The following is a 21,773-nucleotide window of genomic DNA, read 5'->3' as shown; positions in this document are numbered from 1 at the left end:
ATAAGTCAAGTAACAAAAAAAGGTTATCCAGTGTGGATAACCTTTTTTTGTTACTTGACTTTTCTTATTTCTTCGGAAACTTGAATTTCAATGTTTTCGATAATCTGGTTTTGTCTTCCGTAAGCCCCAATGCAGCAATTGTTCTCTCATAACTTTTAAGAATCTCTGCATCCATTCTGCCTGCTGTGATTGCAGGTATGATTACAACACGCACATCCTCAAAAGACCTGTCAGGCGCAGTTTTAACACCTTCCTCAGACCAACCGCGCTGAAACAGCTCAACGAAAAACGTTTTGTCTTGCACACCATGAACAAAAGTGAATTCGCTCGCCGCTTGACTGTTACCAGTGCCAAAACCTACTATTCCGGGCAGTGGCCAGTATACACCCTGTGATTTGATATAAACCAATATAGCCGAAGACTGGAACAAACTATCTTCCGCTGGCGACAGATCATTAAAACCTGTAACAAACCCACCGGAAGTGTCTGTTTTAACAGCGCCGGAAGAAAGAATGATTGCTCCCCCACCCGATCCCGTTCCGTCCTCACCAGCTGGTCCTGCAGGTCCCGCCGGGCCGGCTGGTCCCGCTACACCGGCATCTCCTTTTGGCCCTACTTCACCCTGCTCGCCTTCGCAGCCAACCATAAACGCCATCGACCCGATCCAGGCAAATAGTAATAATTTTTTGAACATAACTTGCAATGTTTAGAAAGTGAATTGAAATAAGAAAGAAAAAATGTTAGAGCTTATACGCTGACCGATTCAATTTGACGAGAACGAGGGCGTTTTTCCCATAAATTATACAAAAAAAATTATTAATCCTCCTCGCTGTCAAAAGATTAAAAAACCAATAGGATACTGTTGCCTAAATATGAGAAAAAGTGGTGTGCAGAAACTGCTGATATGTAAATTCGCGACAAACTATCATTGAACCAAAAGCGCCTGAATGTCGGAAAGCAAACAGAAATATCTGATCATCATTGCCGGGCCTACCGCAGTCGGGAAAACCGCGTTATCCATTCAAATAGCCAAAGCGCTGAACACGGAAATCATATCGGCTGACTCACGACAATTTTTCAGAGAGCTTAACATTGGCACAGCCAAACCGACCAGTGAGGAGCTTTTGCAGGTTACACATCATTTTATCAATTCGCATTCCATTTCAGAGATTTACAGTGCCGGAGATTTTGAACGCGATGTTTTAAAATTGCTGGAAAAGCTCTTTGAAACGCATGATTACGTAGTCATGACCGGTGGTTCGGGTTTTTATGTAAAAGCAGTTTCAGAAGGCCTGGATGACCTACCAGCGCCCTTGCCGGGCCTCAGGGAATCTTTAACCGAAAAGCTGAATGTAAAAGGGCTTAATGTCTTACAGGACGAGATCCGAGCAATTGATCCTGCCTTTGCTGCCACATCCGAAATCAACAATCCCCAGCGCGTGGTGCGGGCATTAGAGGTCTTTTATACAACAGGCTCCCCGATCAGTCAATACCATTTAAAAAACACACAGAAGCGCCCGTTTAAACAAATTTTGATTGCGTTGGACAGAGATCGGGCAGAATTGTATCAACGCATTGATGATAGGATGGACATGATGCTGGCGCATGGACTTGTTGACGAGGCAAAAGCATTACAGCCATACAGATCCCACCATGCGTTGCAAACAGTCGGATACAAGGAAGTTTACGGGTATCTGGACAATGCCTATAATGAAAAGGAAATGATCCGGCTGCTCAAACAGAATTCAAGGCGATATGCCAAGCGGCAATTGACCTGGTTCCGACATCAGGGAAGATTTGAATGGTTTCAGGCCGACGAATATGAAAAAATCCTGACCTACATTCAGGCCAGGATCCAGGATAATGATCAGGGGCAGGAAGAAAGTTATTCCAGCTCGCGGTAGGCCAGGATTCCACCAAGTACGTTTCTGACATTTGAAAAACCCTGCGATTCCAGGAATCGGGCAGCTTTTCCGCTTCTCGCTCCTGAACGGCAATGAATGATAATTTCCTCATCTTTCAAAGATTCCAGCTCGTCCAGATGATCGGGTAACTCCGCTAACGGGATCAATTTCGCGCCCAGATTGTCTTCCTCGAATTCGTGCTCTTCCCGAACATCATAAAAGTTTAGGTCTTCACCTTTGTCAAGACGTTCTTTCAGTTCTTCCACGGTAATATCCATAATATCTTCTTTTTGTGATTGATAAGGTTATTGGACAAATAACATTTTTTGGGTAAATGATCGTTTCCCGTCTGAGGATTTAACGATATAAATTCCTTCATTCAGCTGAACTGAGGCTGAGCGCTGGTCTTTTTCAGGAACAATGGTTTGAACCAAATGCCCCTGCATCGAGTAAATTTCTATTCGCTTCACCGAAGCATTCTCCCAATTGATAACGCCTTGATTCGGGTTTGGGAAAAAGTGCGTTTCGGTTGTTGCAACTGGTTCATTTCCGGTCACTACCCCAGCAGCCTTTTTTCCCAGATACGGCCGGATCATGATACTGCCTCTCAACGCAGTTTCCTTGGCCCACTCGGTTCCCAGATTATAGAAAACCGAATTTCTGCCCAACATCGAATTCCTGTCAAACCCAACTGTAACCGGCTGCTCGTTCAATTGGAGCCAGCCCACGTAAAATGTATCAGGAACGGCGACAGGTGTAGCAAACGCGTAATCGATAAATCCATTCCGCTGCGCCGGATATCGTGCCCCTACCGATCTTTGCGCGATCATCTTATCCGGCTTACCATTCTTATTATCAAAAATCTGAATGGTGAAACCCTGGCCTGAAACGTCCTTGTTGAACTGCACTATAGCAAGCCTTACGCCGCCAATTGTATCAGGTTTTGCGAGTGTATACTGCACCGCCACGCGTCCCAGTTTCTGATTTACCTGCACGCCGTATTCTGCACTTCCGTCGTCGTAAGCGTAATAATCGGTCAAATCCACTCGGGAAGTAATGGAATCATTTGTTTTCAAATTTACTCCCGGAATGGTGTCAGTGGTGGTAACCCAGAATTTCGTAATCAGTTTCAAACTATCCAGACTAGCATTGATCGCAGGCGGAACAGTTTTCACTGCCAAAGATTTTGATTTGAGCGACTCTACATAAATCGACCTTTGGACATTTCTAAACAACTCAGTTCCCTTTGCTGCATCCCTGATCGTGAATGTGCTGGTCAGAATGTTGAAGTTATTAAAGTTGTTGACAACGTCCGTTCTCACCGAATCCGCGATCGCAACCTGCGGATTCACGCGATATTGACGAAGCGGCATTGCCGTATATTTTTTCAAAAAAGGCGAAACAGCTTTCCTAACCGCCACATCAAAAATGTAAGGCTGCCTTACTGAACGTTTTGCGTTTAAATAAACATAATCCAAATGCCAGGTGTCGTAATAACCTGAATTGCGGCCATAGGCACGAAACCTGAACTGGAATGCATTGTGGAAATAGTCAGGATCAGTAATCTTCACAAACTGATTTTTATAAATCGTATCCAGCTTATAGCCGACCTGCCGCCAGGCGGTAACCCAGCCATTGGTTTTACTCAAAAATTCGAGTTGGAAATAATCGCTTGAATCAGGCAGCTCTCCCAAACCTTTGGCTAACCATTGAAAACTGATATACAATGAATCAGCAGCCTTCCTGCCGGCAAGATTAATCGGCTGGGAAGTCAATGTATCCGTAAAGTTCTGAGTGAGCGGATTGACCAGGTTATAGGGCGTTCCTGATGCGTTCAACCCATCAAAAGTCGCAATGTTAAGCGAGGGCTGCGAATTGGAAAGTGTATTGTTAATGTAAACCCCGCTTCCCGGAAGCCAGTTTGCAGTATTTGGGTTTGCTGTTTTTGTTGTTGAGAAATCATCGAAAAACGGCAGGTTCAATGTTGCTTCCGTCCGCAATGCGCTCGGCGTTTCCATTTCCTCTTCGGCATAGGAACCGGTTATCGGGACGAGTTTTAATTGGGCATATAGCAACTGACACTGAAAAAGCGCGAGCAGCAATGTCAGAATTATATGTTTTTTATTATAAAAATAAATTTTACTGTTCCGGTAATATATTCTCATTCCCAGTTGATTCAACTGCTTGTGGTGTGATCCAGAGATCGATTACATCTCCTATTCTTACATTATTTCCAGCGTCGGGGTTCTGTCTTACCACCGTGCCAGCTGCTTGTCCTTCTTCCGCCGGTATTTCCATTTGCTGGCCCACTTTCAGCCCCGCTCCTATCAGCGCAATTTTCGCTTCATCCAATGGCAAACCTAAAACAGACGGCGCTTCGAACTGAGCTGTTCCAAGTCCTTCACCCAGTTCCAGATCGATTTTCGAGCCCTTCGGAATTGCCTGCCCGGGTAAAATTTCCTTTCCGTTATACATTTGTCTCAAAACCGCATTCTGGGCCATATCAGGCACATAGGAAATATTTCCTTCTTCCAGACCAACGCTTTTCAGCAACATTTGCGCGCTACGGTGTGTCATGTCCGTCAGCTTCGGCATTTTGATCAATGGTGCGGTCCGGGATGAAACGGTCACATATATTTTCCGGCCCTCTTTTACTTTGGCGCCCGGCAATGGATATTGTGAAATAATGGTCAGTGGAGGCACATTAGCTACAAAAGTGCAATCTACTTCATAACGCAGGTCGCGGCTTTCAAGAAATTCTTCGAGATCGGCGACATTCTTTTTCTTCAAATCCGGGATGGTTACAGCCTCGCCATGATTGGTCGTAAAAGGCAGATAAACGAAGAAAAAACCCAGAAAAAGGACCAAAAGCAATGAAACTATAATTCCGATATGAATGAAAAGATCCGTTCTGGACTGAGTACTTATTTTGGCCATGTATTGTTAAAGCTCGAAATGTATAGACGGGTAAAAATAAACGTAATATTTCAGGATGCCAATATACTATGCGGTATATGACCCAAGAATTCTTTTAATGTACTTTCCTAGAATATCAAATTCAAGATTGACACGATCGCCTGCTTTCAAGCTATGAAAATTGGTAAATTCATATGTATAAGGAATGATCGCAACCCGGAACGAACTGGTTTCTGAATTGAAAACGGTCAGACTTACGCCATTGATACATATGGAACCCTTTTCAACCGTCAAATTTCCAGTGGAGGCATCATATTCAAAATCAAACAGCCAGCTTCCGTCGCGCTCTTCTATGGACGTGCACACAGCAGTCTGATCCACGTGGCCTTGCACAATGTGCCCGTCAAACCTTCCGTTGGCTGGCATACAACGTTCCAGGTTCACGTGATGATTAACAGCCAGGTCACCCAGATTGGTTTTCAGTAGTGTTTCCTCGATGGCAGTCACTTTATAGGTGTCTCCCTGCACGGCAACGACGGTCAGGCAAACCCCATTATGGCTTACACTCTGATCAATTTTAAATTCTGCGGCGATGGGTGACTGAAACGAAAAAGTTTTATTGGTGCCCTCTGAATCGACTTTTAAAAGCGTCGCAACGGATTCTACTATTCCTGTAAACATTATCTTAGACGAAATTTTAAACACAAAGTTACGATTTATCACGGCTCTTTTCTTTACAAAAGGCGCTATTGATGCGGGTAAATCTTTTCAAATCCACATAGTTTGCGAACTTTGCACGAACGCGGGAAACCAGCATTCCTTTTGCCTATCATATCTTTTATAAACATTAATGAAAAAAGTCTTATTTATTGATCGGGACGGAACGATCATCGTTGAACCTCCCACAGATTTTCAGGTAGACTCATTAGAAAAACTCGAATTTTTACCAAAAGCGATATCCGCACTCCGCAAAATTGCAGAAGAAACTGATTATGAGCTGGTCATGGTAACCAATCAGGACGGGTTAGGAACGGATTCATTTCCTGAACCCACATTCTGGCCCGCACAAAACAAGATGCTGCAAACATTGGCAGGAGAAAATATACATTTTGCCAACATTCACGTGGACCGCAGCTTCCCGGAAGATAACCTTCCCACCAGAAAGCCCGGCACCGGAATGCTAACCGCTTACTTTTCAGATGAATATGATCTGGCCAACAGTTACGTGATCGGCGACCGGCTTACGGATGTTCAACTGGCTGTAAACCTCGGAGCCAAGGCCATTTTGGTTTTGGACCAAACCCCTGAAACGGGAATGTCTGACGAAATGAAACAGGCGACCAGTTATGTTTCAAGAGACTGGGATGCGATTTATGAACATTTGAAATTGCCTTCCAGAACTGCGTCTGTTGAACGTAATACGAAGGAAACTCAGATTAAAGTCGAGCTGAACCTGGACGGAAGCGGCAGATCTGATATTCACACAGGGCTTGGATTCTTCGATCATATGCTCGATCAACTGGCCAGACATTCAGGTGCTGATCTCTCCATTCATGTCGAAGGTGACCTGCACATTGATGAACACCATACCATTGAAGACACTGCGCTTGCATTGGGTGAAGCTTACCGACAAGCCATTGGCGATAAGCGGGGCATCAGCAGATATGGATTTTTGCTTCCTATGGACGAGGCGCTTGCACAAGTTGCCATCGATTTTTCAGGTCGTCCCTGGATTGTTTGGAATGCTGAATTCAAAAGAGAGAAGATTGGTGAAATGCCGACGGAAATGTTTTTTCATTTTTTCAAATCTTTTTCAGACGCTTCGCTCTCTAATTTAAATATTCAGGTAAGCGGTGACAATGAGCATCATAAGATCGAATCAATTTTTAAAGCATTCGCTAAGGCGATAAAAATGGCCGTACGACGTGATTTGAAAGCACTCGATTTCATGCCGTCGACAAAAGGAGTCCTTTAATTTTTAATATATTGAACGGGCTAAGACATTTTTTAGTTAATTTTGTTAACGTTAAGTAGTGTATAAATTGCTTTTTTATGGAAATGACAATCATAATGATCGTTTTTTATGTGGTTCTTCTCGGTTCTGCGTTCCTAGTTGGACGTTGGCTGGAAAACAACGAAAAACAATGGAAGGCCAAGTAAAACATTAATCAATTCACATTGCTGCGAACACTCTGTCTCATATTGCTTACGACCTTCCTCATCTGTAAAGCCACAGATGTAGCCAGCCTTTTGCTGGTTAAGGAAAAGGCGTCTGTGGTTTGCGATACCGGCACTTGTGATAATGAAAAAACCGAAGGTGAGAAAATCAACGACGACCAGTTGTTGATTTCTCATTCTTTCAATGTTGATAAATATATTTTATCAATTCCTCTCCGAAATACTTTCTCCTACTCTACCGGGTTTCAAAACGAAATTTCGTTAAAGCTGCTCTCGCCGCCACCCGAATTGATCTGATTTTTTCCTGCATTATTTTTTTGTGAGCATGGTGCTCCTGTGAATGTGTGCGTACACATTTCGCCGGAAGTATCGTCTAAGTTCTCCTATTCAATCTAATTCAATTCAAAAATCATGATTAAGTCGTATAACCAGCTATTTGAAAACAATAAAAAATGGGTTGCAGAAACAAATCAGCAAGATCCTGAATTCTTCACCAAACTAGCAAACGGACAAAGCCCTAAATTCCTCTGGATCGGTTGTTCCGATAGCCGCGTTCCCGCAAATGCATTAACCGGCACCATGCCTGGCGATATTTTCGTGCATCGCAACATTGCCAATATGGTCATTCATACGGATATGAGCATGTTGAGCGTGCTGGATTATTCTGTCAATGTGCTTGGTGTACAGCACATTATCGTTTGCGGTCACTACGGCTGTGGCGGTGTTGCTGCTGCAATGGGCAACAAGCAAGTGGGCCTGATCGATAACTGGCTGAGACATATCAAAGATGTTTACAGGTTGCATCAGGAAGAACTGAACGCCATTGAGGACACTCAGAAAAGAACCGACCGGCTTGTTGAGCTCAATGTGATTGAGCAGGTGATGGACCTTGCCAAAACTTCGATCGTGCAGAATGCCTGGGCAAATAAAAAGCCTTTGCAAGTGCACGGTGTAGTGTACGCAGTCGGCACCGGCGTTCTTCAGGATCTCGGCATTACGATGGACAGTACAGACGATATGGAGAATGTATATCGGATGGACGTTCCGGTTATCGCCTGACATTAAGCAGCCCTCATTTAATATTTGACTCTTAGCGATAATCGTATGTCAGCAGATAAAAAGAATTTATTTTCCAACCTAAAATATGATATCCCCGCCGGGCTGGTCGTTTATCTGGTTGCTTTACCATTATGTCTTGGTGTTGCTCTGGCTTCCACAGGCCGGTCGGATCTGCTCTTTTCAGGGATCATAGCCGGAATGATCGGCGGGATTGTGGTGGGTGCTATGAGCGGATCATCGCTTGGGGTTTCTGGTCCCGCGGCCGGGTTGGTGGTGATCGTACTCAATGCGCTGGATACGCTGGGCAGCTTCGAGGCCTTTCTTCTTGCTGTTGTGATTTCAGGAATTATCCAGGTCATTGCAGGATTTATGAAAGCCGGAATCATTGGCTATTACTTCCCCTCTTCTGTAATCAAAGGAATGTTGGCCGCCATTGGGATAACCTTGATTTTGAAGGAAATTCCGCATGCTTTCGGCTATGATGCAGACTTTATGGGTGATGAAGCATTCAGTCAGAAAGACGGCCAGAATACATTTACCGAGCTTTTCAATGCAGTAAAGTATAGCAGCACCGGCGCCATCATCATATCCATCGTTTCGCTTGGATTGCTGATCCTGTTTGACAGGCCGTTCATGAAAAGAGTGCAGCTTTTCCGGTTTATTCCAGGCGCATTGTTTGTGGTAATCACCGGGATCTTGCTTAATCTTTTCTTTTCAACATCCATTCCTGATTTGGCAATGTCGGGCGAGCATTTGGTACAATTGCCTGTTGCGTCTTCTGCAAGCGAGTTTTTCAGTTTTTTCAAAACACCGGATTTCTCCGCAATTACCCGGGTTGAAACCTATACCATCGGTTTGACCCTGGCCATTGTTGCCAGCCTTGAAACCTTGCTGTGCGTTGAAGCAACGGATAAGCTCGACCCTTTCAAAAGGAATACGCCAACCAACCGCGAGCTGATCGCTCAGGGCGTTGGTAACATTACTTCGGGGATGATCGGCGGTTTGCCCATTACCCAGGTGATCGTGCGAAGCTCCGCAAATATCGATTCTGGCGGAAGAACGAAGATGGCGACCATAACACATGGTTCTATTTTATTGCTATCGGCGTTATTTATCCCAACTTTTTTAAATTTCATCCCATTAGCATCGCTTGCAGCAGTGTTGCTAATGGTGGGTTATAAATTGTCCAAATTCTCTCTTTACAAGGGAATGTATCAACTTGGCAAAGAGCAGTTTATTCCATTTATCGTAACCATTATTGCTATTCTCAGCACTGATCTTTTGAAAGGGATTGCTATTGGAATGGTGGTCGCGATTTACTTTATCCTTCGGAAAAACTACAAACATTCTTACCATTATGTGAAAGAGAAACACAGAGATGGGGATGTAATCACGCTGATCCTATCTGAGGAAGTAACATTCCTGAACAAGGGCAGCATTAGTGCAACATTGGATCACTTGCCGGATAATTCCACGGTTGTGATCGATGGCAGCAAGTCTATGAATATTGATTATGATGTGCTGGAAATCATCCAGGATTTCAAGAAGCATGCAGCGCCGCTGCGTAATATAACCGTAGAAACTAAGGGAATCAGTGGTGTGGAAGTGGTTGGTGGTCATTAACCTTCCATCATCCGAATAGCAAAAATAGCCGGGGCATTCCTCCGGCTATTTTGCATTAAAAAATCCCACCACCAGCAAAGCCAGTGCGTGGGATAACGATTTGTAATAAGCCGATAAGCCGGTTAAAATTCTGTAAGTTCTATTTGTTCTTTAGGCGCTGGATAAGCATATCATTAAATGTACGTTCCGCCTTATATAATTCGATCACTTGACTTGCGGTAATCACCTTTAAAAATCGGTTTTGATATTCTTTTTCAAGATCCAGCTCTTTCTGACGCAGATCCTGCACTTCTTTCAGGTTGTTAAGGACTTGATCATCCGTCTGGCCTTCTGCTTTTTTATCATTAATGATCTTCCGCTGCGCCCTGTGGATCTCTCTGCGTTTTTGAGAATATTCATTGTAAACAGGCCAAAAACCTGTTGATTGCTCAGGTGTCAAATTCAGTCGATTGGTAATAATGGCCACCTTTGCATCCTGAATCCTCCTAATCTCTTCCTCAGATTTCTTTTGGGCGCTCGCCGCTGTGATTGAAAACAGCGTTATGAACAGCATTAACAGTAAATTCCGGTGTCTGGCAATAAGTCGTAAGTTCATTTTATAATTATTGTTAGGGTCAAATCGTCTCAGAGCTTGAAACCGATTCCTGTAATTGCTGGCGAAGAATGTCATCTTCAAGTCCGTCCAGATAAAAAAGTACAGTAGAATCCGTGTCAAATGCTTTCTGAACAACTTTATGCTCACTTAAATCGTAGTAACTCAAATCCTGATCTTCCAGGTAACTCACTATGGATGCATTGCTGATGCCACTTAACGGCTCCTGTCCAAGCGATCCCTGGCGTTCCGGAACGGTTACCCATACCAACATTAATATCAAAGCCATAGCCGACACAAGCGCCAGCGAACGTTGCCACGACCAGCCAATAACGGGCTTGCGAACAGGTTCCGAAGGGATTCTTGACTGGATCATCTGAGGCAGTTTGTCAAAATAGTCCTCAGGGACCGTGAAAGGAACCTCCTTTTTCAGATCATCCAGTCGTATGCGCTTATTATCCATGATTATTTATATTTCAACTCTTGTAAAGGTTTGACCAAACTGGTTTGAAATGGTTTAATCCGTTTCGTTTAAATAATCCTCAATTTTTTTTGAAGCCCAATGATATGAAGCTTTTAGCGCTCCTACCGACGTGCCGGTGATCTGGGAAATCTCCTCATAAGGCAATTCTTCAAAATATTTCAGGTTAAAAACCAGCCTTTGCTTTTCTGGTAATTTTAATAATGCCTTCTGTAATTTCAGCTGAATGGCATCGCCGCTTACCAGCGGATCGGCTTCCAGTTTTTCCGCCAGCTCACTTTCCACATCATTAATAGAAATGAAAAAGCGCTTTCTTTTTTTGTTGAGAAAATTAATGGCCTCATTACTGGCGATCCGGTAAAGCCACGTGTAAAACTTGGCATCGCCACGGAAATTTTCCAGGGCCGTCCATGCTTTGATAAAAACATCCTGTGTAATGTCATTCGCATCATCATGGTCGACAACCATTTTCCTTACCAGCCAATATACTTTTTGCTGATACTTCCGCACCAGCTGACTGAAAGCGTTCCGGCGCGTTTCGGGATTTTCAAAAAGGGATAATAATTCTTCGTCAGACATTTAATCAATACTAATTCCCGAATCAACACAAGTCAATAATAGTTCATTTTTTGGTTCAGGGCAAATAAAATTTGAGTCTTGCAAAAAGTAAAACAATGTTTTAACCTTTCGCAAGACTCAATGATTTCCGGCGACAAAAAGCCGGCCAGAAACTTCAATAAACTATTTTTTTCTTTCGATTGCGCGTTTTGCAGCTTCCACAATGTGCTTCGCTGTCAAGCCGTATTTCTCCATCAGTTGCGTAGGCGTTCCGCTTTCTCCGAAGCTATCGTTCACCGCCACATATTCCTGAGGAACCAATTTATTTTTAACTAACACCTGTGCAACGCTGTCGCCCAAGCCACCAATGCGGTTATGCTCCTCAGCTGTTACAACACAACCTGTTTTTTCAATTGATTTCAGGATTGCTTCTTCATCCAAAGGCTTAATGGTGTGAATGTTAATGATCTCCGCATTGATGCCTTCTGCTTCCAAAATTTCACCCGCCTGGATCGCTTCCCACACCATGTGGCCTGTCGCAAAAATGCTCACATCCGTTCCTTCATTCACCATCCACGCCTTACCGATCTCAAATTTTTGATCTGCATCCGTGAAAACAGGAATTACGGGACGTCCGAAACGCAGGTAAACAGGACCTTCGTAATCAGCTATCGCGATGGTAGCTGCTTTTGTCTGGTTGTAGTCGCAAGGATTGATAACCGTCATTCCCGGCAACATTTTCATCATTCCAAGGTCTTCAAGGATCTGGTGCGTAGCGCCATCTTCTCCCAATGTCAAACCTGCATGTGAAGCACAGATTTTCACATTTTTATTGGAATAAGCAACACTTTGACGGATCTGGTCATAAACACGGCCAGTCGCAAAGTTTGCGAATGTTGTTGCAAAAGGAATTTTACCACCAATGGTCAAACCGGCAGAAACACCGATCATATTAGCTTCCGAAATACCGCACTGGATAAAACGGTCAGGATTTTCTTTTATAAATGGTTCGAGTTTCAGCGAACCAACAAGGTCAGCACAAAGTGCAACCACATTTGGATTCTGCTGCCCCAACACATGCATTCCGGCCCCAAAGCCAGAACGTGTATCTTTCTTCTCAGTGAAGGTGTATTTTTTCATTGTATATAATTAATAGTCTCCCATTGTTTCTTCCAACTGGCCGAGCGCTGCCGCAAGTTGCTCATCATTAGGCGCTACGCCGTGCCATTTGTGGCTGCCCATCATGAAATCAACACCAAAACCCATTCCTGTGTGCAACAGAACCATGATTGGTCTGCCGTGACCCAGCCTGCTTTTTGCTTCGTAAAGACCTTTCAGCACTGCTGCCATATCATTGCCTTCTTCGATAGAAATCACTTCCCATCCGAATGCCTCATATTTTTTACCCAAATCACGGTTGTTCATTACTTTCACCGTCGGGCCGTCAATTTGCTGACCGTTTAAGTCAATGAATGCAACGAGGTTATCAACCTGATGGTGCGGTGCAAATGTTGCTGCTTCCCAAACCTGGCCTTCCTGCTGCTCGCCGTCGCCCATTAATACGTAAACCAAACCTTTATCGCCATTCAGCTTCTTTGCAAGCGCTGCACCAATGGCCACAGACATTCCCTGTCCCAATGATCCCGATGCAATGCGGATGCCTTCCAAATGCTCGTGCGTGGTCGGGTGACCCTGCAAGCGCGAATCCAGCTTCCGGAAAGTAGCCATTTCCTCAACCGGGAAATATCCTTTGCGTGCCAGCGTGCTATACCAAACCGGCGAAATATGTCCGTTAGAAAGGAAAAACAGGTCTTCATCCTTGCCATCCATGTCAAAAACCGGCTTGCCATCCTGTCCTTTCAAATGCATACGCTCAAAATAAAGCGCCACAAGTAATTCTGTACAGCCCAGGGAACCTCCGGGGTGTCCCGACTGGCAGCCGTGCACCATACGGACAATGTCCCTGCGAACTTGTGAGGCTACTTTTTCTAATTGTTCAACTTCCATGTTTATCGATTTTCTATTTATCAAATACGTTCTCTGTGCGTACATTTTTCAGCTCGTAAATATCCTATTATTACGGCTTTCCAAATGACTCATTATTACTCACTTTTGTTAAGAATTTGATCAGTGTGATTTTCCGTATCCACTTTCTGCACCACTTCTTCAATCACGCCGTTCTCATCTATGACGAATGTAGTGCGGATGATACCCATATAATCGCGGCCAAATAATTTCTTTTCGCCCCAAACACCATAAGCATTCACCAGTTTCTGGTCAGTATCAGCCAGTAACGGAAAAGGAAGATTATATTTTTTAATAAATTTCCTGTGCGATTTTTCGTCATCCACACTTACGCCCAATACTTTGTAACCTCGCTTTAAAAGAACATCATAATTATCACGAAGGTTACATGATTGCGCCGTGCAGCCGGGTGTATCGTCCTTTGGATAAAAGTAAAGAATGATTTTTTCTCCTTTAAAATCAGAAAGTTTCACTTCCTTACCATCCTGATCCTTAGCAGAAAATGCCGGGGCGGGGTCGCCAACTTGAAGTCCCATACTTTTACTTTTTTCGTTTTTTCGGTTTTTTCCGCGCAACCGGCAGATCTTTCAGTTCGGTTTGCAAGATAGTACTATTTCCTGCCCTATCGGTCACTTCCAGCGTTAGTTCGCCTTCAAAAGGCTTAGTAGGATCCTGCTTTTCTGACCAGATATAGCCTTTTTTAGAATCAAAATTCATCAGCACCCATTCCCCGTTGATCAATGCTTTGTAATGGTCAACTCCGGAAGTTGCATCCCCGATAAATCCACGGATGCGGTCCTTACTATGTTCGACCAGCCGGATTTTGGGCGGAAGCGTGTCCGTCTGGATAACAAAAGTTCCGAGCTCCCTGGTTTCAAATTTGATTTCATTGTCAACCCAGGCGCCTCCTAAAAATCGATAGTAGCCATCGATATACCGGTAAACACGCGTTCTTTCTTTATTTTCCGGGACATTTTCCGGCTTGAATGATACGGAAATATAATCTTTGAGCGCCGTTCCCCGGTTGTTAATGGTCAATGCATTGAAATTCTGCTGGCCGGTCAGGAACAATGTGTCAAAAATACTGGTGTTCCGGAAATCCACCGACCATTTGTCTGCCTTATAACTCGATACAACTGCGGGAAAAATCTGGCTTCGCAGAAAAGTTTTCACCGTCGTTTTGCCGATTTTAACCGAGTCGGGCATGTATTCCCGCAAGTCTGTTAAAAATACGGCTGACTCATCTGTATAAAAATCAGGTTCTTTTTTCACCTCCTTACCATTGGAATACAAAGTTGCGAAAGGGATCGTGCTTCTGTAATATTTGGCCTTCACAACCAATGTATTTTCCTGTACATCGGTTTGAATGTATTCCGGATTTATTTCTACGTCATAAACCGGAAGTGGCGGGTTTTGCGGTTCACCTTTGATGACGAAAACCAGTTCCGAAGCATTCTCATAGGAATCGGTGATCTTGATGCGCACCTCATGCAGCAATGTATCGGCAATGTTCAGCTTGCCATTGATCGCATTGGTTTTGTATAAATTGAAATTATTGCCATCAGGAACGTAGCATTTCAGGTAACGCTGACCGGTTTTCTGCTCGGTTTCGTAGTCGATCAGGTTGTTATAATCCCTGGTTGCCGTGTTAGGAAAAATCTCGATGTTATAAGAAAAAACTTCATTCCCATCCATTTTAATCTCAATGCATTGCAAACCGTAGCGAAACCCGGTGCCCGTCATCTGATCGTGCGCAACCATATCAATGCCCAGGATCCCTGTTGCAGAAACCGTGTCGGCAAGCCTGTAAGAGCCGTCTTTCAGCTTAACCGGCGCATAAACCTTCCGACCAAACTGACCGTTGAGCCGCCCGTTAATGTCCAGCGGCCGGATCGCCAGATTAACAAATTTCGGCGGTGTGACGTCTTTTATTTCATTAAATCCAAAATACAACGGATTAAGGAAGTTGTCTTTGGAATCACGGATCTCAAAATGCAAATGCGGCCCGGCAGAACCGCCCGTGTTGCCGGAAAGCGCGATGATCTCGCCCTTTTTGAAATTAAATTTCCCTGCTTCCGGGAAAAGATCAATTTCAAATGTCTGCTTTTTATACTGCTCTTCCCGCACATAGGTCGCCAGCGGATCACTGAATTTCAGCAAATGTCCATAAACCGTTGTCTGACCATTGGGATGGCGTAAATAAATGACATTGCCATAACCACTGCGCTGAACGGCCACTTTATACACATAACCCTCAGCCGCCGCGTACACATTCAATCCTTCCCGCTGCTCTGTACGGATGTCCAGTCCGGCGTGAAAATGGTTGCTGCGCAAATCCCCCAGCCCGCCGGCAAGCGAATTGGCGAGCCCTGGCCGAATTGGAAACTGGTAATAACCTTTTGGATAGGTTTGTGTTTGGGCAAAAGAAGGCAGGCAAAAGCCCATCAAGCCCGAAAATAACAAACCAATACGGACCATCGCCCGAAAATGATAATGCATGAAAATGAAGTGAATGGATGAAAGATCCCGCAACCGAATAAAAGATCAGGTTTACCTAACGAATAATTCAAGCATCTTCTTGCCTTCAATGGACGCTGTAAGCTTATCGCCGATCTGCACAGGCCCTACCCCTTTTGGCGTTCCTGTGAAAATCAGGTCACCTTTTTTGAGCATAAAATATTTGGAAACAAAAGAGATCAGATAGTTGATGCGGTAGAGCATCATGGAAGAATTACCATTCTGCCGCTCTTCACCATTAACATCCAGACTAAAATTCAGGTTTTGGATGTCGTCGAAGTTGGATACAGGCACAAACTCAGAAACCGGCGCCGAACCATTGAATGCCTTTGCCAGTTCCCATGGTAAGCCCTTGGCTTTCAATTCAGATTGTAAGTCCCTTGCTGTGAAGTCGATGCCTACGCCTATTTCGTCATAGTACTTGTGCGCGAAGCGCTCCTCGATGTTCTTTCCTACCCGGTTTATTTTCACAACAAGCTCCACTTCATAATGGACATCCTTTGAAAAATCAGGATAAAAGAACGGTTCGCCCGCCCTGACCTGCGCCGTTTCGGGCTTCAAAAAAATTACGGGAGCGTCTGGTTTTTCGTTATTTAATTCAGCTATATGCTCGGTATAATTCCTGCCTACACAAATAATTTTCATTAGGAGCAAATAAAATTTGGATTCAATAAAAACACAAAACTACTTACAAAGCGGTCAGGGACATAATATTTAGCCTTATTTTTCAGATAAAATCACCCCGCGTCCGTTATACCAATGGTGACATTTTCTGCTTCAATTCCGACCATTCCCTTGGTAAATCTTTATTATTTTTGATAAAAGTATCGTTACTAACAGAAAGCTTGCGCATGAAGAAGCAAATTACCCGGTCTTTCCAATTCACAATCTGCACCCTGGCACTATCCATACTTTTATTTGCATGCGATACCCTTCGTAAAACCCCGGAAAGATCCAGTTCTTCAAGATATTCCCCGTCAAGATCATCCCGATCGCGCGGCACCGTAGCGCGCAGGCCGCCAACCAGGACACCCGCCAGAAAACCTGCAACTGCCTCAAAACCGAACTATAACACGCCCCGAAATATGCCTGCTACTGCTGTTCCACAAGTCGTTCAGGTTGCACGCACATATGCCGGAACACCATATCGTTCAGGCGGTAATGATAAAAATGGCATTGATTGCTCCGGTCTCATATGCTCTGTTTATTCAGAAATAGGCGTAAAAGTGCCCCGGATTTCCTGGCAGCAATCGGAGTTCGGACAGGAAGTAAGCAGCATTAACGACATTAAGCCCGGCGATTGGCTGTTTTTCGTGCCCGAAGCAGGGAAGGAAGGCTATGTTTCGCACGCCGGCATTGTGACGGACGTCAGAAACCAGGACGAGATCATCTTTATCCATGCATCCACATCGCGTGGCGTCAGGGAAGACAATTTATTTTCCAATTACTTCAAAGGAAGATTCGTAAAAGCCATGCGCCCTTTTTAATCAGCGCCTCATGCTTTTGTATTTTTTTCATGCAGCCTGGGGGTAAACAGCTGGCAGGCTGTCACTTTTGCATCATAAATGTTATATTGAAGCAATAATCCTTTCTCAACCCTATGGAAACTACTATAGGCCCTCCGCCAGCCATCGGAGGCCGCATTGTCCCGCTCCATGCAGCTCCGGACATCCCTGTTTACATCTACGCAACAGTTTTTGCTTCTTTCTGCGTCATTACCGGCCTGATCTGGGATATTTGCTGGCACATAAGCATTGGCCGCGACGGACTTCTGTCGCCTCCGCACCTGGTTATTTATCTGGGTGCTGTGGTCGCCGGACTTTTCTCTGGATATGAGATTTTAAGAAAAACATTCTGGGGCAGCAGTTCGGAAAAAGCCGCCAGTGTGAAGATATGGGGCTTTTTTTATAGTTCATTAGGCTCATTATTCTGTGTCTGGGGCGCATTAGCCATGCTAACCTCCGCCCCGTTCGATGACTGGTGGCATAACACTTACGGACTGGACGTTACCATTCTTTCCCCACCGCATACCGTGCTGCTTTTGGGCATGATAGGCATTCAGTTTGGTGCCCTGATCAGCGTTATTGCAGTCAAAAATCAATTGAAACTCGGGCTTGCGCATTCTTTTGACAAAACAAAATCCTGGGACAAAAAACTATTCTGGCTTTTCGCACTATCGGCGGGTTTCCTGTTAACCATTTGGTATACATTGCTTTCTGAAAGTCTTGGTCGGATGTGGATGCACCATTCCAGCCTTTACCAATGTGTTGGGGCAGGATTTCCGCTTTTTTTAATGGCTATTGGAAAAGCGGTGAAGCACAAATGGGCGATTACCGCCGCGACGGCCGTTTACACAATACTCATGTTAATGACCCTTTGGATCATTCCCCTCTTTCCAGCCGAACCCAAGCTAGGCCCGGTCCTGAATCACATTGATCATTATCAGGGATTTCAATTTCCACTTTTGCTTATTATTCCCGCCATAACCATTGATCTTTTGCGTAATCGCTACGGTTATATGAATGATTGGAAGCTTACCCTACTTCTGGGAAGCGTTTTTATATTTGTTTTTGCAGTATTCCAATGGTTTTTCGGATCATTCCTGATGGAATCGCCTTATGCCCGGAACTGGTTTTTTGGCAGCCATTACTGGTATTTCGGCAACAGCCCGGATTGGGAATATCGCTACAAATTTGGCCCGTGGCTGGAAACAACGCCTGAGTTGCTGCAAGGACTGGGCATTGCATTGATCGCCAGCCTGATTTCTACACGCATTGGTTTGGCTTGGGGCAACTGGATGCATAAAATTCAACGATGAAAAATCTGATCTTAATCATCATGCTTTTGGCCGTCGGCATGACCGCAAAAGCGCATGTAGGAAGTGCCGGCGTGCAAATGCAGGGACAGGCCGGGCCTTATAAAGTGCTGGTAAGCGTCGAGCCGCCGGATGTTATTCCCGGGACTGCAAAAATTACGGTTTTTGTAGAAAATGGCACCGCCAAAAAAGTGCTGGCCAGGCCCATCTACTTGTATTCCGGCGACAAAGGCGCTCCTTCTCCCGATGAACTTGTACAGGTTGCCGGACAAGCCGGCCAGTTTCAAGGTGTGGTTTGGCTGATGGAATGGGGATCGTCCAGCGCGCAGATCCAGGTGGAGGGAGATAATGGCAAAGGCGAGCTGATCGTTCCTATCGTTGCCGTTTCTACCGCCGAGCGCGAAATGCCGAAACATCTTGGCATTGGTTTGAGCATTTTGGGTGTGTTATTATTTTTATTAATGATCACAACCATTGGCGCGAGCGTCAGCGACGGGATTTTAAGACCTGGCGAGACATTAACATTTGCACAAAAAAGAAAGCGCTGGATTAATATGGGCATTGCAACCGTGCTATGCTCACTCATTTTATATGGAGGAAGCAGTTGGTGGGATAGCTGGGCGGCCCAATACAAGCAATGGCTTTACCGGCCCATTCAGGGAAACGCAGCGATTTTAGAGAAAAATGATCAAAGGGTTTTTCAGCTAAAAATTGATACGACGGGGTTTCACGCGCAAAGGCGCGGCAGTATGCTCAGTACATTAATCCCGGATCATGGCAAGCTCATGCACACATTCCTGGTGCGCACGCCTGGAATGGACGCCTTTGCCCACATTCATCCGGAACGCAAGGATAGCACTACATTTGAAGCCTATCTTCCCAAATTACCAGCTGGTAAATATTTGGTTTACAGCGACATTGTGCAGCGATCCGGTTTTGCTGAAACCATTATGGATACCATTGACATTCCGGAACAGCAAGCGATGACCAATGTTACTGAAGTAGCAGCAGAAGAAGACACTTATGTTGTGACCGACCCCATTGACGCGCCGGGCAATGTGCCGATGGACGATAATGTGGTGGTCTGTGGCAAGCCAGGAACCAAAACAGTGTTTAAAGACGGTTCATACGCGGTTTGGGAAGGCATGCCTAATAAGCCTTTGAACGCAGGTCAGCCTTATCAGCTTACATTCGAATTTTTTAATCCGGACGGCAGCGCCTGTTATCCTGAACCATATCTGGGCATGACGGGTCACGTGGCAGTTGTGCGTACGGATGGCTCCGTATACATTCACCTGCACCCGACCGGGACATTTGCAATGGCCGCGGAACAGACATTTAAAAACCGCATGGCCGACACAGCCAAAGTCGCAAAAAGACCTGAACCAGCGATGTTCAGGGACAGTATCGACCGTTATCTTGCCAAATTGAAAGCTATGCCGATGGAAGAAAGAGAAGTTTTCCTGATGACAGAAATGGGCATGTACGACATTAAAGACGGCGCCATGACCGGCATGGACCATGGTAACCGCATCTCATTTCCCTACTCCTTTCCAAAAGCAGGACGTTACCGGATATTTCTTCAACTAAAAAGAAATGCAAAGGTGCTCACCGGCGTGTACGACGTGAAAGTGAAAGACGCGGTTACCTTTTAAGTTTTCCAAAAAGATTTTTTTCAGAACAAATCCTGAATGTTCTGGAAGGACAGCTCCCTGTAATCTTCGATATAGAGGTTGCAGGGAGGTAACTCTTCCTTGGTATGCGAACTCAGGACGCCTACCACACGCATTCCCGCATTGATCGCAGCCGAAACACCGGAAAACGAATCTTCAAAAACAACGCATTGATCCGGCTCCACGCCCAGGTTTTTGGCACTGGTCAGATAGACTTCGGGATCCGGTTTGTGCTTTTTCACATTTTCACTGGCCATTATAGATCCCAAATGTGCACGGATCGGCACTTTTGTCAAGATCAAATCGAAGTTTGCTTGCGGTGCGGATGTGGCTACACCCAGTTTTACACCATTGCTTTGCAGGTCATTAATAAAAGCCACAATGCCCTCGATCGGGTTGATATGGGGTTCGTAAATTTGCCGGAACAAACTTTCTTTTTCATTCTCCATTTGCAAGAGTTCTTCTCCTTCAATGGACCTTTTTAAGAAATGGCTTAGAATATAACTGTTGCTTTTACCAAACATATGCATGGCAAATTCTTCGTCGGTAGGTGACAGGTCGCGTTTGGAGAAAAATTCGCGGAATGCCATGGAATGGTAAGGGTTGGTATGGCAGATCACGCCATCCATATCAAAAATTACTGCTATCTCTTTTTTCATCGCGCAAAGGTAAACAATCGACATTTTCTGCATGTAAAATCTGTCACTTTTCAGACAACGCCACATTTATTCTTTACAGATTCGCTTGCTAAACCGCGAAACGACAGCGATATTTAGCACAATGGAAAATCGGGTTTGAAATCTTTAACGGGATAGCAGCTTCTTTTTAAGTCACCGATTGCATTTTATAAGGTTATTCTGTTAAATTTACTATACCAACCTTCCGCTATTGTGAAATAGCACGCAAGATCTGCCGGAACGTTATCAGAGTTGGCTTTCTTGCAAATAACAATATGACAATGTATGAGTGAGTTAGAACCAATCAAGAATGGAGTGGATCGCCAGTCAATTGCAAGGCGAAGCGAGGACATGACTTCGCTGGAAGTGTACGATAAATATGGTGCAATGGCTTATGGTATCATTCTACAAATTATACCGCAGGTCCATTTAGCTCAGGAAGTGTTGGTTAGTGTGTTTTCCTCGCCGCAATTACAGGCTTGCAACAGTTATCCGTTCAGCTTTGTCGCTTGCGTGATCAAGCTGGCCCGTGCAAAAGCCGTGGAAGCGAAACGTAAGATAACAGCAATCGCCCCGATCGCAGATCCGTCAAACACTTCCGACACCTCACCAGCGAAAATTTTTGATTTATCCTTTTGCCAGGGTTTTACTCCTGAGGAAGTTGCTGAAAAGCTGAATATATCGAAATCCGAAGTTCTTCGTTCTTTTCATGAATATTTCAAATTATACCGTAACGCTTAATCATCAGGGCATAT

At 44.7% G+C, this 21,773-nt stretch carries 23 protein-coding genes; 8 read left to right on the top strand and 15 right to left on the bottom strand.

The features are described 5' to 3' along the window. Positions 1-64: 64 nt before the first annotated feature. On the bottom strand, positions 65-694 hold the full coding sequence (locus L0659_RS01645) for a hypothetical protein (protein ID WP_235123809.1): 630 nt from the start codon (positions 692-694) through the stop codon (positions 65-67). 253 nt (positions 695-947) lie between these two features. On the opposite strand from L0659_RS01645, the gene miaA reads away from it, so the two are divergent. After that, a complete protein-coding gene (gene miaA / locus L0659_RS01640) occupies positions 948-1,904 on the top strand; it encodes a tRNA (adenosine(37)-N6)-dimethylallyltransferase MiaA (RefSeq protein WP_235123808.1) in 957 nt (318 codons plus the stop codon). On the opposite strand, the gene L0659_RS01635 is transcribed toward miaA, so the two are convergent. From L0659_RS01635 to L0659_RS01620, 4 genes are all read right to left on the bottom strand, one after another. Next, positions 1,886-2,182, bottom strand: a complete 297-nt coding sequence (locus L0659_RS01635; protein ID WP_235123807.1) for a rhodanese-like domain-containing protein — start codon at positions 2,180-2,182, stop codon at positions 1,886-1,888. The genes miaA and L0659_RS01635 overlap by 19 nt on opposite strands. A gap of 27 nt (positions 2,183-2,209) precedes the next feature. Continuing rightward, positions 2,210-4,069 (bottom strand): T9SS type A sorting domain-containing protein, encoded by a 1,860-nt coding sequence (locus L0659_RS01630; protein WP_235123805.1) that lies wholly within the window; start codon positions 4,067-4,069, stop codon positions 2,210-2,212. Continuing rightward, positions 4,044-4,841 carry a PASTA domain-containing protein gene (locus tag L0659_RS01625; protein ID WP_235123804.1) on the bottom strand — a complete coding sequence of 266 codons (798 nt, stop codon included), beginning with the start codon at positions 4,839-4,841 and terminating at the stop codon, positions 4,044-4,046. The genes L0659_RS01630 and L0659_RS01625 overlap by 26 nt, the downstream gene beginning before the upstream one ends. A 66-nt stretch (positions 4,842-4,907) precedes the next feature. Continuing rightward, entirely contained in the window at positions 4,908-5,501 is a 594-nt protein-coding gene (locus tag L0659_RS01620; RefSeq protein ID WP_235123803.1) for a riboflavin synthase, read from the bottom strand. A 169-nt stretch (positions 5,502-5,670) separates the two neighbouring features. Between L0659_RS01620 and hisB the strand changes: the two genes are divergently transcribed. Then, positions 5,671-6,795: a bifunctional histidinol-phosphatase/imidazoleglycerol-phosphate dehydratase HisB gene (hisB, locus tag L0659_RS01615; protein ID WP_235123802.1), complete on the top strand. Its 1,125-nt coding sequence runs from the start codon at positions 5,671-5,673 to the stop codon at positions 6,793-6,795. A gap of 134 nt (positions 6,796-6,929) precedes the next feature. Here the strand turns inward: hisB and L0659_RS01610 are convergent, their stop codons facing one another. Beyond that, on the bottom strand, positions 6,930-7,175 hold the full coding sequence (locus tag L0659_RS01610) for a hypothetical protein (protein WP_235123801.1): 246 nt from the start codon (positions 7,173-7,175) through the stop codon (positions 6,930-6,932). A gap of 234 nt (positions 7,176-7,409) precedes the next feature. On the opposite strand from L0659_RS01610, the gene can reads away from it, so the two are divergent. Both can and L0659_RS01600 read left to right on the top strand, forming a co-directional pair. Then, complete coding sequence (gene can / locus L0659_RS01605; RefSeq protein ID WP_235123800.1) at positions 7,410-8,057, top strand: carbonate dehydratase; 648 nt, start codon at positions 7,410-7,412, stop codon at positions 8,055-8,057. A 45-nt stretch (positions 8,058-8,102) separates the two neighbouring features. Then, complete coding sequence (locus L0659_RS01600) at positions 8,103-9,680, top strand: SulP family inorganic anion transporter (RefSeq protein ID WP_235123799.1); 1,578 nt, start codon at positions 8,103-8,105, stop codon at positions 9,678-9,680. A gap of 139 nt (positions 9,681-9,819) precedes the next feature. Here the strand turns inward: L0659_RS01600 and L0659_RS01595 are convergent, their stop codons facing one another. The 8 genes from L0659_RS01595 to L0659_RS01560 all read right to left on the bottom strand — a co-directional run bounded on the left by L0659_RS01595 (position 9,820) and on the right by L0659_RS01560 (position 16,498). Further along, complete coding sequence (locus tag L0659_RS01595; protein WP_235123798.1) at positions 9,820-10,275, bottom strand: hypothetical protein; 456 nt, start codon at positions 10,273-10,275, stop codon at positions 9,820-9,822. A gap of 19 nt (positions 10,276-10,294) precedes the next feature. Then, positions 10,295-10,735 carry an ash family protein gene (locus tag L0659_RS01590; RefSeq protein ID WP_235123786.1) on the bottom strand — a complete coding sequence of 147 codons (441 nt, stop codon included), beginning with the start codon at positions 10,733-10,735 and terminating at the stop codon, positions 10,295-10,297. Positions 10,736-10,789: 54 nt separating this feature from the next. Next, on the bottom strand, positions 10,790-11,332 hold the full coding sequence (locus L0659_RS01585) for an RNA polymerase sigma factor (RefSeq protein WP_235123785.1): 543 nt from the start codon (positions 11,330-11,332) through the stop codon (positions 10,790-10,792). Between the two features lie 162 nt (positions 11,333-11,494). Next, on the bottom strand, positions 11,495-12,451 hold the full coding sequence (locus L0659_RS01580) for a transketolase family protein (protein ID WP_235123784.1): 957 nt from the start codon (positions 12,449-12,451) through the stop codon (positions 11,495-11,497). Between the two features lie 9 nt (positions 12,452-12,460). Beyond that, a complete protein-coding gene (locus L0659_RS01575; protein ID WP_235123783.1) occupies positions 12,461-13,318 on the bottom strand; it encodes a transketolase in 858 nt (285 codons plus the stop codon). A gap of 95 nt (positions 13,319-13,413) precedes the next feature. Beyond that, positions 13,414-13,872 (bottom strand): thioredoxin-dependent thiol peroxidase, encoded by a 459-nt coding sequence (bcp, locus tag L0659_RS01570; RefSeq protein ID WP_235123782.1) that lies wholly within the window; start codon positions 13,870-13,872, stop codon positions 13,414-13,416. Positions 13,873-13,876: 4 nt separating this feature from the next. Beyond that, positions 13,877-15,835, bottom strand: a complete 1,959-nt coding sequence (locus L0659_RS01565; protein ID WP_235123781.1) for a M23 family metallopeptidase — start codon at positions 15,833-15,835, stop codon at positions 13,877-13,879. 51 nt (positions 15,836-15,886) lie between these two features. Continuing rightward, entirely contained in the window at positions 15,887-16,498 is a 612-nt protein-coding gene (locus L0659_RS01560; protein WP_235123780.1) for a fumarylacetoacetate hydrolase family protein, read from the bottom strand. Positions 16,499-16,704: 206 nt separating this feature from the next. Between L0659_RS01560 and L0659_RS01555 the strand changes: the two genes are divergently transcribed. From L0659_RS01555 to L0659_RS01545, 3 genes are all read left to right on the top strand, one after another. Further along, positions 16,705-17,340, top strand: a complete 636-nt coding sequence (locus L0659_RS01555; protein ID WP_235123778.1) for a C40 family peptidase — start codon at positions 16,705-16,707, stop codon at positions 17,338-17,340. Positions 17,341-17,453: 113 nt separating this feature from the next. After that, entirely contained in the window at positions 17,454-18,671 is a 1,218-nt protein-coding gene (locus L0659_RS01550) for a hypothetical protein (RefSeq protein ID WP_235123776.1), read from the top strand. Continuing rightward, a complete protein-coding gene (locus tag L0659_RS01545; protein WP_235123774.1) occupies positions 18,668-20,323 on the top strand; it encodes a hypothetical protein in 1,656 nt (551 codons plus the stop codon). The genes L0659_RS01550 and L0659_RS01545 overlap by 4 nt, the downstream gene beginning before the upstream one ends. 20 nt (positions 20,324-20,343) lie before the next feature. On the opposite strand, the gene L0659_RS01540 is transcribed toward L0659_RS01545, so the two are convergent. After that, positions 20,344-21,000 carry an HAD family phosphatase gene (locus L0659_RS01540; RefSeq protein ID WP_235123773.1) on the bottom strand — a complete coding sequence of 219 codons (657 nt, stop codon included), beginning with the start codon at positions 20,998-21,000 and terminating at the stop codon, positions 20,344-20,346. 303 nt (positions 21,001-21,303) lie between these two features. Between L0659_RS01540 and L0659_RS01535 the strand changes: the two genes are divergently transcribed. Then, the gene (locus L0659_RS01535; protein ID WP_235123772.1) at positions 21,304-21,759 is read left to right on the top strand and encodes an RNA polymerase sigma factor; all 456 of its coding nucleotides are present in this window, start codon (positions 21,304-21,306) and stop codon (positions 21,757-21,759) included. The last annotated feature ends 14 nt before the right edge of the window (positions 21,760-21,773 follow it).

This window comes from Dyadobacter sp. CY347 (assembly GCF_021502655.1).
Taxonomy (GTDB): domain Bacteria; phylum Bacteroidota; class Bacteroidia; order Cytophagales; family Spirosomataceae; genus Dyadobacter.
Note: the sequence above shows the minus strand (reverse complement) of the source record. Positions and strands in the feature narration are given on the sequence as shown.